The organism is Vibrio fujianensis, assembly GCF_002749895.1.
GTDB classification, from domain to species: Bacteria; Pseudomonadota; Gammaproteobacteria; order Enterobacterales; family Vibrionaceae; genus Vibrio; species Vibrio fujianensis.
This window is the reverse complement of record NZ_NBUS01000054.1, coordinates 50,797-65,758: the sequence shown is the minus strand read 5'-3', so window position 1 is coordinate 65,758 and position 14,962 is coordinate 50,797. Positions and strand designations below refer to the sequence as shown.

Here is a 14,962-nt window from a genome sequence, read left to right as displayed (position 1 = left end):
TGGCTTCACTGGCTGCTGTTGGCTCATCTAACGCGGCAGATTCTGGCGCTAATTCATGCTCGGCATCGCTATCAGCCAAAGCGTCCGCTTCGCTGTACTCTGGTAACTCGTTGTCATCCAAAACCAACGGTTCGGATTCGGGCTCAACCTCAGCGTCTGGCTCTGCGGCTTGCTCGGCCAGCTCACTTTCGACTATTTCGCTTTCTGTGGTTTGGTCTGCCGTTGTCTGGTCTGACGTTGTTTCCTCTGGCGTTGTGGCTTCACTGGCTGCTGTTGGCTCATCTAACGCGGCAGATTCTGGCGCTAATTCATGCTCGGCATCGCTATCAGCCAAAGCGTCCGCTTCGCTGTACTCTGGTAACTCGTTGTCATCCAAAACCAACGGTTCGGATTCGGGCTCAACCTCAGCGTCTGGCTCTGCGGCTTGCTCCGCTAGCTCACTTTCGGCTATTTGACTTTCTGTGGTTTGGTCTGCCGTTGTCTGGTCTGACGTTGTTTCGTCTGGCGTTGTGGCTTCACTGGCTGCTGTTGGCTCATCTAACGTGGCAGATTCTGGCGCTAATTCATGCTCGGCATCGCTATCAGTCTCTTGAGCAGCTGGTTCGATTTCAGTAACTGGATCAATCTCATCCTCAACCAGCCAATCATCATCTTGAGGTATACCAAATTCATTAGCAGCCGGTTCTACGTTACTCGATAAGGCCGTTTCACTTCCTTCAATTTGAGGATTAAAATCAAACTCATCCTCAGATTCTGATTCTGATTCTGGTTCAGAAGGTTCGCTGGTTAAATCAACTTCATCCAGTAAAGGGTCTTGTTCAGGAGCACTCTTTAGCAAATCATCGATAAAATGTTCACTATCAAATGCGGTACTGTTATCTGATTGTTGTTCAATCTCGCGAAGCTCATCAAGAAACTCGGTACCATCATCAATCGATTTATCGCTCAAAGCGTCTTTTTCAAGATCAAACTCTTCACCGGTTGATGTCGCATCGACCTCATCAATCCACTCATCCAATAATGTCGGACTTTCACGATCAAATTCATTACCTTGATCATCAGGCTCTTCGCCCAATAATTCATCTAATAACTGATCAACGGTACTATCAAGATCTTCATCAGACAGCTTTTCATCATCAGACTCATCATCTAACCACTCATCTAATAAATCAGTACTGTTTGAGTCAAACGGCACATCATCAGCTAAATCCTCGTTCGATTGCGCTCGATCCGAAGGGGCATCAACAGCATCTGGGACAGAACTATCTGTAGCTTGCGATTCAACCTGATTGAGTAAATCTTCAATCTCTTGGTCTGAAGTAACCTCAACATCATCTAATGTAGGCAGCTCAGAATCTGTCGAAGCGTCATTCTCTAATAGACTATCAAAATCAAGTTCGGCATCGTCAATATCGTCCTCGCCAGCCAGTAAATCATCAAGTAAAGACTGATCGATGGTATCACTCGCCAACTCATCACTCGCAAGAAGCGCATCCATATCGTCTTGAGATAATGCTGGCTCATCAGAAAGTTCCAATTCTGTTTGATCTTGTTGTGATATTTCTTCATCCAAATCAACCGATTGTTCGTTCGCTTGTTCTGCATCATCGCTGTCTTTATCAACAATATCGGTAAAATTAGGATCTAAGTCTCCGTCATCATCAATACTAGCAAAGGGATCGTCTCCTTCTTCACTTTCTAAGTTGAAGTCTAAATCGCTTTCATCAAGGTCGGCGAAAATATCTTCTTCTTTATTTTCATCCTCTTCGGTGAATAGAGCTTCACTACTTTCCGTATCCCCAAACAGATCATCATCTAACAGAAGTTCATCAGATAACTCATCGATTTCAGCATCCTCAGCCGGAATTGGCGTCATGGTTTGGCTAGGTTCTGGTTCTCGAATCGGTGTTGGTTGTATCTGGTTATCGCTAGAGCTTGAGCGACGTCTCATTAGCATGACAATCAGCAAAGCAATCAGCAACCCTGGTATCAAGGCAAGTGACGCGACAAACCAATTGTTAGCTAATAACTGATCAAACGTTGATGGGCCAATCCGTTCGGCTTCTTCTTTTTTTATTCGCTCTTCTTGTAAAATTCGTTCAACTTCCGAACGAATACGGGTTTCATCGCCTAGTTCCTGCTTTAAATCAGCCACTTCAGACTGCATTTGTGCAATTAACAGTCTTAACCTGTGATTTTTCTCTTCTAATGCAAGTAACTCTGCTTGCGCAATAGCCCCATCGGTTGTTGCTTCAACCGCAGGGGCACTAGGTGTTTGCGTTGCTGGCTCTTCGGGAGCTTTCACGTTATCAGGCAAAGCCGTCTCAGCAACGGGGGCTTCAACTACCGGCGATTCAATGGCCGGAGACTCAACTCGAGCGGTGGGACTGGAAGGCTCTACTGTTGATGAGAGGCGCGCTTGATGTGCCTCCATAATCCTTACGGCTTCTTGTGTTGACGCTTTACGAACCTGTTCTAATGAAGGGATGCGTAAAGTACTTCCCGGTAATAAGCTATGAATATTTTGTGCTTCGAAAGCTTGAGGATTTAACCGGTAAATAGCCAACAAGGTTTGTTGTACGGATACGTCAGCAGATGGTCTTAATTGAGAGGCAATTGACCATAATGTTTCTTGCTCAGACGTTGGGCCGAAAAATTGTGATGGTTCAGCCTGTGGAGCGGTGCTTCGCACAATCTCACGACTAAACTGTGGTGCTGATTGAACCTCACCGCTGGGACCGATCAGACGAATCCCTTCTGCACTAACGATAGAAGTCTGAGTCACGGCGACCATTACCAAAGGTAACAGTAATCGCTTAAAAAATTGACACATAAAAGGCTCAGCTAGATGCTTTAAAATAAAATGAATACAACGATCTGTTAAATATATCGGATTAATCGGGTAAAACTATAGGCTAAGAGCTAAAAAGTGTGCCTTACCCACAATAATCGCAGGAATCTCACACAAATTATACGCTGATTTTGATTTTCACTCTCAATAAAGGCGACTTAAATCAGTTCTCATGCAACGTTCGTGCTATTCGTTCATCCCTTAAAATAAAAGCCAACCTGACCGGGCTGGCTTTTATTGACCAAAGAAACAACTAACAAGTTAATTATTCGTGCTCAATTTTCGCCCAAGTATCACGCAAACCCACCGTACGGTTGAAAACCAATGCATCAGGTTTTGATACTTTACTGTCCGCGCAGAAATACCCCATACGCTCAAATTGATAACCAAACTCTGGCTCAGCATTCGCGAGACTAGGCTCGATAAATCCTTGTAACTTCACCAGTGAATCCGGGTTAATGGTTTCAGCAAAGTTATCAGCCGCAGCCGGATTAGGCACGGTAAACAAACGGTCATATAAACGGAACTCTGCCGGTAATCCTTTATCGGCCGATACCCAGTGAATAACCCCTTTGACTTTACGTCCGTCGGCTGGGTTTTTCCCTAACGTATCAGGATCATAAGTACAATAAATCGCAGTGATGTTACCTTGTTGATCTTTTTCTATACGCTCAGCTTTAATGATATAAGCGCCACGTAAACGAACTTCTTTACCCAAAACTAAGCGCTTATATTTTTTGTTAGCTTCTTCACGAAAATCGTCACGTTCAATCCACACTTCGCGCGTAAAAGGAACCTCACGCTCGCCCATTTCAGGCTTATTCGGATGGTTTGCTAATTGCAATACTTCTACGCGATCAGCAGTAAAGTTTTCAATAATGACTTTGACCGGGTCAAGCACCGCCATAGCACGAGGGGCATGTTCGTTGAGGTCATCACGAATACAAGATTCAAGTGCACTAAATTCAATCATATTGTCTTGTTTAGTCACACCAATTCGCTTACAAAACTCACGAATCGAGGCTGGAGTAAAACCGCGGCGACGTAAACCAGAAATGGTAGGCATACGCGGGTCATCCCATCCTTCCACTAATTTCTCTGCCACCAGCTGATTGAGTTTACGCTTAGACATGACCGTGTATTCTAGATTCAAACGGCTAAACTCGTACTGGCGAGGATGGCAATCAATGGTAATATTGTCGAGCACCCAATCATATAAACGACGGTTATCTTGGAACTCTAAAGTACATAATGAATGAGTAATGCCTTCTAACGCATCTGAAATACAGTGCGTAAAATCATACATAGGATAAATACACCACTTATTGCCCGTTTGATGATGCTCAGCAAAACGAACACGGTATAAAACGGGATCCCGCATCACCATAAAAGAAGATGACATATCAATTTTTGCACGTAAACACACTGTGCCTTCTTCAAACTCTCCCGCACGCATTTTTTCAAATAGCGCTAAGTTCTCTTCCACGGGACGATCACGATAAGGACTGTTTTTGCCTGGCGCGGTCAACGTACCACGGTATTCACGGATCTGATCTGGAGTAAGCTCTTCAACGTAAGCTAACCCTTTATTGATCAGCTCAATAGCATATTGATACAGTTGATCAAAATAGTCAGAGGAATAACAAACGTCACCTGACCACTCAAAACCGAGCCAATTGACATCTTTCTTGATCGATTCAACGTATTCGAGATCTTCTTTTTCAGGGTTGGTGTCATCAAAACGTAGGTTGCACTGGCCCTGATAATCTTGAGCAATACCAAAATTCAAACAGATTGACTTCGCGTGTCCAATATGCAAATAACCATTCGGCTCTGGCGGGAAACGAGTATGCACGCTAGTGTGTTTACCATCCGCTAAATCTTTATCAATGATTTGGCGAATGAAGTTCGATGGACGAGCCTCAGCTTCACTCATCTATAGCACCTCAAAATTTATTAGTATTGTCAGAAAAATATTCTGCATCATCAGGCAAGAAAGCCCAGTAGCGCAGACGGATTACCACTAATGATCCACAATTCCAGTTCAATTCACAATAGAAACTACGGTTTTACTCAGAATAATTGCTAAATCAGTGCGTTCAAAAGGTGGAATTTATCTCAACAATCCAAGGAATGAAGCAAACTACGCTCCACAAACCGCTTGGCCTAGCCAGTAAGCGAGACATGAGTAAGCCTCAATAAAGTCACTGGCACCGCTACGGATTCAAGTAAAAAGGAACAACATTTTGTTTTTTAAATATTCACGTGTTATGCAAAGGCCTTCGCATAACGCGAAGGCCTTTGCTTGGTAATAAAGGAAACCCCTCTACTTATTTCAACTCGTGATTATCATTAGATTGAATATTTTTCATTTGACCTGCAATAATTTCAGCCAATGGACCAAGGATAACCTGTAAGTTGTTCGCCCCTAGTTTCACAACGCCCATTGCACCGAGATCTTTCAACGCTTTTTCATCAATGATAGACATATCATTCACAGTTAAGCGTAAACGAGTAATGCATGCATCAATATTCGACAAGTTACTATGCCCACCTAAAACTTCTAAGTACTGTTTCGCTAGCTCAGAGGTTTCTTGTGAACCTTTTGTCACCGTAGCTGACTCGTCATCATCTTCACGGCCCGGAGTTTTCAGACCAAATTTCACAATTACGGTACGGAACACGACGTAGTAAATAACGAAGAACACTAAACCTTGGACAATGAGCATATACCATTGGATCGCAAGCGGGTTACGTGAAGATAAGAACATATCGACAGCACCGGCTGAGAAACCGAAACCTGCAATCCACTGCATTGATGCTGCGATAAAGACCGAAATCCCCGTTAAAAGTGCATGTAAAACATACAAGACCGGCGCTAGGAACATGAAAGAAAACTCTAGCGGTTCAGTCACCCCGGTAAAGAATGAAGCAAAGCCCGCAGCGAGCATAATACCTGCTACTTTCTCTTTGTTTTTAGCCGTGGACGTATGGTAAATGGCTAACGCAGCACCAGGTAAACCAAACATCATAATTGGGAAGAAACCAGCCTGATACATCCCAGTAATGCCTGGTGTAGCAACACCTTCGGCGATAGATTTAGCCCCCCCCAAGAAGTTAGGAATATCGTTAATTCCAGCAACATCAAACCAGAATACGGAATTTAATGCGTGGTGCAACCCAACAGGAATCAGTAAACGGTTAAAGAAGGCATAAATACCCGCTCCAGTCGCACCAAGCCCTTGAATAGATTCACCAAAATTAACCAAACCGCCATAGACTGTTGGCCAGATATACATCAATACAAAAGATAAAATAATGCCGATAAAAGAAGTCAAAATCGGTACTAAACGTTTACCTGAGAAAAAGGATAATGCTTTATGCAACTCAACGCTAGAATAGCGATTATAGATTTCAGCAGAAATAATACCCACCAAGATACCGACAAATTGGTTTTGAATTTTGCCAAATGCCGCCGGTACTTCTGATAGATCAATGCCTTGAATCTGAGCAACCGCTCCCGGTGATAATAGTGTAGTCACGACATACATACACACTAATCCGGCAAGAGCCGCTGCCCCATCTTTATCTTTGGACATACCGTATGCAACACCAACAGCAAATAGCCACGACATGTTATCAATAATCGACGCACCCGCTTTGATCAAAAAACCGGCCAATGCAGAGTTTGCTCCCCAACCATTTGGGTCGATCATATATCCGAGCCCCATTAAAATCGCGGCTGCGGGTAAAGTAGCAACCGGCACCATTAGGGCCTTACCTACTTTTTGAAAATAACCAAGAATGTTCACCTTAATGTCCCCCTATAGGATTTTGGTATAAAATTGGAGACTTATTTTAGTCACCCAATTTAGTCATATTCAGTTTATGTTATTAATTTTGCTCCGCAAATTAAAACCTCATCAATTGTGATCATAATCACCAGAAAAAAGGGGAAGTGAAGGATTTTGCTAGCGAGATCATAAAACTTATTTTACCATATAAAAAAACATAACTTTGACGCTATGATAACCGCAGTTATCGAGTAAAAAGGAACCATACCAGAGGTATGGTGATTAAAGTTTTATGCTTGCTCATTAGACCTAGCACCTTATATAGCAATGTATTTCATACTTATTTTATCCATTTTTGTTCCGAGTATGATGACTATAAAGATATTTCGCGACTTACTTGAAGTCAGCAAACTCAGCCGATGAGGCACTGAAAAGCTGAATTCGTGTCGCCCAACTGATTGACCCTATTCAACAGATAAGGATTAGCTGATTATGTACGCACTAACCAACTGTAAAATATATACTGGCAGCGATGTGCTTTCTCAACACGCTGTCATTATAGATGGCGACCGAATTCAAACTGTTTGCCCTCTGACTCAATTACCGCAAGACGTTCACATCATCGATCTACAAGGGGCGAATCTCAGCCCTGGGTTTATCGACTTGCAACTCAACGGGTGTGGTGGTGTGATGTTTAACGATCAGATTAGTGCAAACACCATTCATACCATGCACCAAGCAAACTTAAAATCAGGCTGTACTAGCTTTCTTCCCACCTTGATAACCTCCTCAGATGAAAATATGCGTCAAGCCATTCAGGCGCAGCGTGAATATCAAAACCAATATCCACATCAATCATTAGGACTTCATCTAGAAGGCCCTTATTTGAATGTAATGAAAAAAGGCATTCATTGCGTTGATTACATTCGTCAAGCTGACGACGAGATGATTGATTTTATCTGTCAAAATAATGATGTCGTCACTAAAGTGACACTAGCACCGGAAAATAATGATCCTCGTCATATTGAAAAACTGGTCGCGGCGGGCATTGTTGTCTCTATCGGCCATACCAATGCAACTTACTTGGAAGCACGCAAAGGATTTGATGCCGGCATTACGTTTGCAACGCATTTATTTAATGCCATGACCCCAATGGCAGGGCGTGAACCCGGTGTTGTTGGGGCAATTTATGACACGCCTGAAGTCTACACGGGTGTGATTGCCGATGGGTTCCATGTTGATTACGCTAACATTCGAATTGCTCATAAAATTAAAGGTGAGAAACTCATATTAGTGACCGATGCCACAGCTCCTGCAGGCGCAGAGATGGATTACTTTATTTTTGTCGGTAAGAAAGTATATTATCGCAACGGCAAATGTGTCGATGAAAATGGCACTCTTGGCGGCTCGGCCTTGACGATGATAGAAGCGGTTCAGAATTCGGTTGAGCATGTCGGTATCGCTTTAGATGAAGCTCTCAAAATGGCAACCTTGTATCCAGCCAAGGCGATTGGAGTGGAAAAAATATTAGGTCGAGTGAAGAAAGGTTATATCGCGAATCTAACCATTTTTGATCGAGATTTTAATGTAAAAGCGACGGTAGTTAACGGACAATACGAGCAAAAATAATCATGAATGGCGGACAAATAGGTAACGTAGATCTAGTTAAACAGCTCAATAGTGCAGCAGTTTACCGCTTAATCGACCAACAAGGCCCGATTTCACGGATCCAAGTTGCCGATGTAAGTCAACTTGCGCCTGCAAGTGTGACAAAAATAACCCGCCAACTCCTTGAACGAGGCCTAATCAAAGAGGTGGCTCAACAAGCATCAACTGGTGGACGTCGCGCCATCTCTTTAACAACAGAGGTCACACCTTTTCACTCCATCGCGGTTAGACTTGGCCGAGATTATATTCAACTCAGCTTGTATAACCTCGGAGGAGAAGAACTAGTCTCCTCGGCCCATGATTTTCATTACGCTCATCAACCGCAGTTGATAGAAGGGTTAATTAACCACATTAAGGCGTTCATCTCACAACAAAAAGATCAAATAAACCAATTAATTGCTATTGGTATTTCACTGCCCGGGCTAGTCAACCCTGAACTCGGAGTAGTGGAATATATGCCCAATATTGAGATTGATGCGCTAGCATTGGGCGACATTGTGCGTGAACATTTTAATGTGGAATGTTTTATCGGTAATGATGTCCGAGGCATGGCATTGGCAGAGCATTATTTTGGAGCCAGCAAAGACTGTCAAGACTCGATCTTAGTCAGTGTTCACCGCGGTACCGGTGCTGGGATCATTGTAAACGGGCAGGTGTTCTTAGGCTCTAACCGAAATGTAGGCGAAATAGGCCATATTCAGATCGATCCATTGGGTGAACGGTGTCAATGCGGTAATTTTGGCTGTTTAGAAACGGTTGCGACCAATCCAGCCATCATCGAACGAGTAAAAAAGCGTTTAGTTCAAGGTTATGAATCAAGCTTATCCTCACTTGGAGAAATCACCATTGATGATATTTGTCAACATGCCCTACAAGGTGACGAGTTAGCCAAACAAGCTTTGGTACAAGTCGGAAATCAGTTAGGAAAAGCCATCGCGATCACCATTAATTTATTTAACCCACAAAAGATAGTCGTCGCGGGAAAAATCACCGCAGCCCAAGATATTATCTTTCCAGCCATCTTACGCAATGTGGAAAACCAATCTCTCAAGAAATTCCATCAACATCTTCCTATCGTTGCCTCACAAATGGATAAGCACCCGACCATTGGTGCTTTTGCTACAATAAAACGCGCGATGCTAAACGGGGTCTTGCTACAAAAATTACTTGAAGACTGATAAGCAAAGTGTTCTATAATGTTGGGGCTGTATTGATTTCAAGCAATACAGCCTTTTTATTACCCAACCTATAAAGAAATCTCATGGATTTAGTGTTTATCAGTGCCGCTTTCATCGTTGGTTATATTGCACAAAAGTGTCATCTTCCTCCTCTCGTTGGTTTCCTTATTGCAGGTTTTGGCCTGAATCTCTATGGTTTCGAGTCAAACGAAACGTTAGCGACATTAGCAGACCTCGGGGTCACCCTGATGCTATTCACCATCGGGTTAAAGCTCGATATTAAGTCTTTGCTTGAAAAAGAAATTTGGGCTGGTGCAACAATTCATAATGTTCTCGCAACCAGCATATTTACCCTCGCGCTAATCGGCTTTAAATATCTTGGGCTGACCAGCCTTAGTGAACTCCCTTTTACGAGTTTATTATTGCTTGGTTTTGCCCTCTCTTTTTCTAGTACCGTTTTTGCTGTCAAGTCTTTGCAAGAAAAGGGAGAAATGAACTCAACCTATGGCACCCTCGCTATTGGTATTTTAGTCATGCAGGATATTTTTGCTGTTATCTTTTTGACTGCATCAACAGGTAAGTTACCAGAGTGGTATGCCATTAGCTTGTTTGCCCTACCACTATTACGACCCTTGTTATTCCGTCTACTCGATAACGCCGGGCATGGTGAGCTTTTGGTTCTATTGGGTATTTTTCTTGCTTTAGTGATCGGTGCAGGCGGCTTTCAACTCGTTGGTATGAAACCGGATCTAGGGGCGTTAATCCTAGGCATGTTACTTGCCAAGCACAGTAAAGCCTCTGAGCTATCTAAAGCGCTTTTTAATCTCAAAGAATTATTCCTAGTCTGTTTTTTCTTAAATATAGGCCTGGCAGAAAAACCAACGTTAACCGGCTTGTTATTGGCTTTATTGCTCATGATCCTGCTTCCATTAAAAGGAGCACTATACTTTTGGGTTCTCAATCAATTTCATTTTCGGGTTCGTACCTCACTGCTTACTTCGCTCTCGCTTTTTAACTTTAGTGAGTTTGGTCTGATTGTTGGCGGTTTAGCCTTTAAACTGGGCTGGTTACCAGGAGATATCCTGGTTGCTTTGGCTATCGCTGTATCACTTTCGTTTCTCATTGCTGCACCACTGAGCCGTAAAGGGAATGAGGTATATCAACACTCATCATCATGGTTTAGCGATCCTCAACCGGAAACGCTGAATCTAAGAGATTCGGTAATTAATCCTGGTGAGGCTCAAGTCATCATTCTTGGCATGGGAAGGATCGGAACTGGCGCGTATGATGAGTTTTATTCACGTTATGGTGATATCTGCTTAGGGGTTGAGCTACGTGAAGAGGCGGCAAAACAACATCAAAATGAAGGACGGAATGTCATTAGTGGTGATGCGACTGATCCTGATTTTTGGGCGCGTATTTTACATACAGGCAAGGTGAAACTCATACTTTTAGCCATGCCCCACCATCAAGCCAATCAAATTGCGCTCGCTGAATTAAATAAACGTCAGTTTACTGGACAAATTGCCGCGATCGCCGAGTACTCAGATCAAATGGACATCTTACTTCAAGAAGGTGCGCATGCGGCTTTTAATATCTATAGTGAGGCTGGAACTGGCTTTGCTCGCCACGTATGCGAACATTTACAACCGACATTGACTCGCCATTAATGGCCTTAATTTACGGCTAACGAGATGGATCTCGTTAGCCAGATGCACACCACTTCGCCACAAAGTAGAATATATTTAATAAAACAATAAAAATATTAAATATTATCCATCACATTGGCTATAATTTAAATTTTCAATCAAAGATTGGTTGCCTTTTTTAACCAAAGTGGCAAATTGTACTCATCTGCTTAAAACGTGTTTCATTTAAGGAAGTTGTATGTGTTCAATCTTTGGTATTTTAGATATTAAAAGCGATGCCAGTGCATTACGCTCAGTCGCATTAGAAATGTCTAAAAAACTTCGTCACCGCGGCCCTGATTGGTCAGGAATTTACGCATCAGAGCGAGCGATTCTTGCTCATGAACGTTTAGCGATTGTCGGGCTCAATAGTGGAGCTCAACCCATTTATAGCCCAGATCGCAATCTTATTTTAGCGGTTAACGGTGAAATTTATAACCACAAAGAAATTCGCGCTCGCTACCAAGATACCTACGATTTTCAAACTGACTCTGACTGTGAAGTTATCCTTGCCTTGTACCAAGATAAAGGTGCTGAGCTATTAGAGGAGCTGAATGGTATTTTTGCCTTTGCTTTGTATGACCAAGAAAAAGATGTCTTCCTTATTGGCCGAGATCATATTGGAATCATTCCACTTTACCAAGGCCATGACGAACATGGAAACTACTATGTCGCTTCTGAAATGAAAGCATTAGTCCCTGTGTGTAAATCTATTAGTGAATTTCCTCCTGGTTGCTATTTTAGCTCGACTGAGCCTGAACCTCACCGTTATTACGTTCGAGACTGGAATGAATACCGCTCAGTACAAGACAATATCAGTAATAAAGAAGAACTCACTCAAGCTTTAGAAGCGGCGGTTAAACGTCAATTAATGACGGATGTGCCTTATGGGGTGTTACTATCAGGAGGGCTCGACTCATCGATCACCTCTGCTATTGCTAAACGCTTTGCCGCCATGCGCATTGAAGACGATGAACAATCTGAAGCTTGGTGGCCACAACTTCACTCCTTTGCCATTGGCTTAGAAGGTGCTCCCGACTTAAAAGCAGCACGTGAAGTTGCTGAAAAAATTGGTACAGTTCACCACGAGATGACTTACACCATTCAAGAAGGCCTTGATGCCATTCGCGATGTGATTTATCACATTGAAACCTATGATGTAACGACCATCCGAGCTTCAACACCGATGTTTTTACTAGGTCGTAAAATCAAAGCAATGGGAATTAAAATGGTACTTTCTGGTGAAGGTGCTGATGAAATTTTCGGCGGCTACCTTTACTTCCATAAAGCGCCGAATGCTCAAGAGTTTCACGAGGAAACGGTTCGTAAGTTATTAGCACTCAACTTATTTGATTGCGCACGAGCTAATAAATCTCTAGCGGCTTGGGGGGTCGAAGGACGAGTCCCCTTCTTAGATAAAGAGTTTATTGATGTCGCCATGAGGCTCAACCCAGCAGATAAAATGTGTGGCAACGGTAAAATGGAAAAACATATTTTACGAGAATGTTTCCAACACTATCTTCCTGATTCTATCGCTTGGCGTCAGAAAGAACAGTTCTCAGATGGGGTTGGCTATAACTGGATTGATACCTTAAAAGCAACGGCAGAGGCAAAAATTAGCGATCAGCAAATGGCAACCGCAAAATTCCGTTTCCCCTACAACACACCAACCACAAAAGAAGGGTATGTTTATCGGGAGATTTTTGAAGAGTTATTTCCTTTGGAGTCCGCAGCTCGTTGTGTGCCAGGAGGGCCTTCTGTAGCCTGTTCATCTGCAAAAGCCGTTGAATGGGACGAGTCATTTAAAAACTGCATTGACCCATCAGGTCGAGCCGTCAAAGCCGTTCATAACGAAGCTTACTGAATTACCAAGCCAGCCATAAAGGCGCGATGTCCAAACGGCTTATAATCGGCAGCAAGTGAGGCGATAAATTTGTCTGGAACAAATTTGAACAGCCGTAGGCTGGCCTTTGATGAGAGCCACGGATGGCTCTCATCATCCCCATGAGTATAGGCAAGCTATGTGATTGGGGTGAACGAGTGTACTCCCCCCGGCAGCTTCAAGTAGGAAGGGTATAGCCGATAGCGCTTAACTATTGAGGATATTTAAGCGCTAGATGCTTATTATCAATACTCATCATAACCGGTTGGTTAATCATTTTTACCAGCATAATAGAACGGGTATCGCCATCAGGCTCTTGATATATCGCTTTCATTCCACAAAATTGCCCGCTTTTTACTTCTATCGCTTGTCCGGCAGAAGGCATTTCTTGTTTGCAATACTCTTTTGCTAAATGATCCAGTTGCTTCAGCTCGTGAACCAATTCATTGGGTAGCGCTTTAGGTTCAGGGCCAAAACGAATAAAATCAACCACACCTCGAGTTGAACGAACTGTGGTAAAGGTCGGCCCTTGCTCATAATCAAAGCACACAAAAACATATGAGGGAAATAACGGCTCAATCACGATTTTTCTTTTATTTCGAATAATTTTTTCCACCTTAATTTGTGGGTAATAGCACTCAACGCCTTGATTCTCAAGATGAGCCTTTGCTCTTGTTTGTTCGCCTCGCTTACAATAAACCAAGTACCAGCATTTCATTTTCTAGCCAACCTATTTTAGTTTTGTTTACCTAAACCTTCTCATCAGAACACAACACAATCAAAAATGGTAAATTTTCCAGGCAGTACCGGTCGCCATCACATGAATCAATCAATAACCCCACTATCCATTCTAAAAATACGATCAAATATGAAATGTTAGTTTTCGCTCTCTTGACGCAATCAAAATCACCTTAAAAAATTATTTATTTCATAAAGATAAGAAAAATAGAGCTAAAATCCAGCAAATCTGCATATTGCAGACATATAAACTTAGCGGTATACGTATTGGTTCATTGTTCACACTGATAACTCACTGATACTAAATTGTTATACGACAGGTTCAGATCGAGTTCAGGATAAAAATAAATAATACATGAATAACCTCTCTCCTTGCAGTCCATTTCTTTCCTTTATCGCGTAAGAGAATCATCCGCAAGTTATTGAGCAATCACAACAGGAAGCCCCATATGTCATCCGACTTGAATATATTCAAGCAACCAAAACCGTTCTATCTGATTTTTTCTATTGAGCTTTGGGAGCGTTTTGGCTTCTATGGTATGCAAGCAATTTTAACCGTCTACATGGTTAAAATCTTAGGCATGAATGAATCCAACTCTTTCGTATTATTCGGTGCTTTTTCTGCATTGGTTTTCGGCTTTGTCGCAGCCGGAGGTTGGATTGGTGATAAAATTATTGGCACCAAACGCGCGATCACTTTAGGCGCAATTATTCTCATGTTTGGCTACCTACTTTTAGGGCTTTCAACGACAAAAGCGCACCTAGGTGGGGAAACGCTCATCTATATCGCGATGGGATTTATTACGGTCGGAAACGGGCTATTTAAAGCCAATCCATCAAGCCTACTTGCCAAAGTATATGACGATAACGATCCTCGATTGGATGGTGCCTTTACCATGTATTACATGGCAATTAACCTCGGTTCTTTCTTCTCTATGATTCTAACTCCGATGGTTGCTGAACGAGCCGGTTATGGGATGGCTTTTGGCGTCAGTGCGATCGGTTTAGCGATTACCGTTGTTAACTTTATTCTGTGTCAAAAGATGCTTAAAAACGTCGGTTCACCCGCTGATCTCCAATCGGTGAATAAAACGCGCTTAAGCTTGGTGGTCATCGGTTCCATAATGATGAGTTTTTTCTGTAGTTATTTATTACAAAACTTG

At 42.7% G+C, this 14,962-nt stretch carries 9 protein-coding genes; 5 read left to right on the top strand and 4 right to left on the bottom strand.

Features of this window, described 5'->3' with window-relative positions:
• From B7C60_RS13445 to nagE, 3 genes are all read right to left on the bottom strand, one after another.
• Positions 1-2,833 (bottom strand): FimV/HubP family polar landmark protein (locus B7C60_RS13445; protein ID WP_245869442.1); only part of this gene is annotated, 2,833 nt, incomplete at its 3' end.
• A 283-nt stretch (positions 2,834-3,116) separates the two neighbouring features.
• Positions 3,117-4,787 (bottom strand): glutamine--tRNA ligase, encoded by a 1,671-nt coding sequence (gene glnS, locus B7C60_RS13440; protein WP_099612108.1) that lies wholly within the window; start codon positions 4,785-4,787, stop codon positions 3,117-3,119.
• Between the two features lie 394 nt (positions 4,788-5,181).
• Entirely contained in the window at positions 5,182-6,663 is a 1,482-nt protein-coding gene (gene nagE, locus B7C60_RS13435) for an N-acetylglucosamine-specific PTS transporter subunit IIBC (RefSeq protein ID WP_099612107.1), read from the bottom strand.
• A 474-nt stretch (positions 6,664-7,137) separates the two neighbouring features.
• Here nagE and nagA point away from each other — a divergent pair, with 474 nt between their 5' ends.
• From nagA to asnB, 4 genes are all read left to right on the top strand, one after another.
• Positions 7,138-8,274, top strand: a complete 1,137-nt coding sequence (gene nagA / locus B7C60_RS13430) for an N-acetylglucosamine-6-phosphate deacetylase (RefSeq protein ID WP_099612106.1) — start codon at positions 7,138-7,140, stop codon at positions 8,272-8,274.
• Between the two features lie 2 nt (positions 8,275-8,276).
• A complete protein-coding gene (gene nagC, locus B7C60_RS13425) occupies positions 8,277-9,491 on the top strand; it encodes a DNA-binding transcriptional regulator NagC (protein WP_099612105.1) in 1,215 nt (404 codons plus the stop codon).
• Positions 9,492-9,574: 83 nt separating this feature from the next.
• The gene (locus B7C60_RS13420; RefSeq protein ID WP_099612104.1) at positions 9,575-11,161 is read left to right on the top strand and encodes a cation:proton antiporter family protein; all 1,587 of its coding nucleotides are present in this window, start codon (positions 9,575-9,577) and stop codon (positions 11,159-11,161) included.
• A 217-nt stretch (positions 11,162-11,378) separates the two neighbouring features.
• Positions 11,379-13,043, top strand: coding sequence for an asparagine synthase B (asnB, locus tag B7C60_RS13415; RefSeq protein WP_099612103.1), 1,665 nt, complete (start codon positions 11,379-11,381; stop codon positions 13,041-13,043).
• Between the two features lie 229 nt (positions 13,044-13,272).
• On the opposite strand, the gene rfaH is transcribed toward asnB, so the two are convergent.
• Positions 13,273-13,779: a transcription/translation regulatory transformer protein RfaH gene (gene rfaH, locus B7C60_RS13410; protein WP_099612102.1), complete on the bottom strand. Its 507-nt coding sequence runs from the start codon at positions 13,777-13,779 to the stop codon at positions 13,273-13,275.
• A 379-nt stretch (positions 13,780-14,158) separates the two neighbouring features.
• On the opposite strand from rfaH, the gene B7C60_RS19330 reads away from it, so the two are divergent.
• Positions 14,159-14,962: oligopeptide:H+ symporter (locus B7C60_RS19330; RefSeq protein WP_342747990.1), on the top strand; the 804-nt coding region annotated here is incomplete at its 3' end.

Bases quoted from the DNA above. Each gene is read 5' to 3' on its own strand.
- asnB (WP_099612103.1), top strand. From the start codon at position 11,379: ATGTGTTCAATCTTTGGTATTTTAGATATTAAAAGCGATGCCAGTGCA.
- rfaH (WP_099612102.1), bottom strand. From the start codon at position 13,779: ATGAAATGCTGGTACTTGGTTTATTGTAAGCGAGGCGAACAAACAAGA.
- nagC (WP_099612105.1), top strand. From the start codon at position 8,277: ATGAATGGCGGACAAATAGGTAACGTAGATCTAGTTAAACAGCTCAAT.
- B7C60_RS13420 (WP_099612104.1), top strand. From the start codon at position 9,575: ATGGATTTAGTGTTTATCAGTGCCGCTTTCATCGTTGGTTATATTGCA.
- nagA (WP_099612106.1), top strand. From the start codon at position 7,138: ATGTACGCACTAACCAACTGTAAAATATATACTGGCAGCGATGTGCTT.
- glnS (WP_099612108.1), bottom strand. From the start codon at position 4,787: ATGAGTGAAGCTGAGGCTCGTCCATCGAACTTCATTCGCCAAATCATT.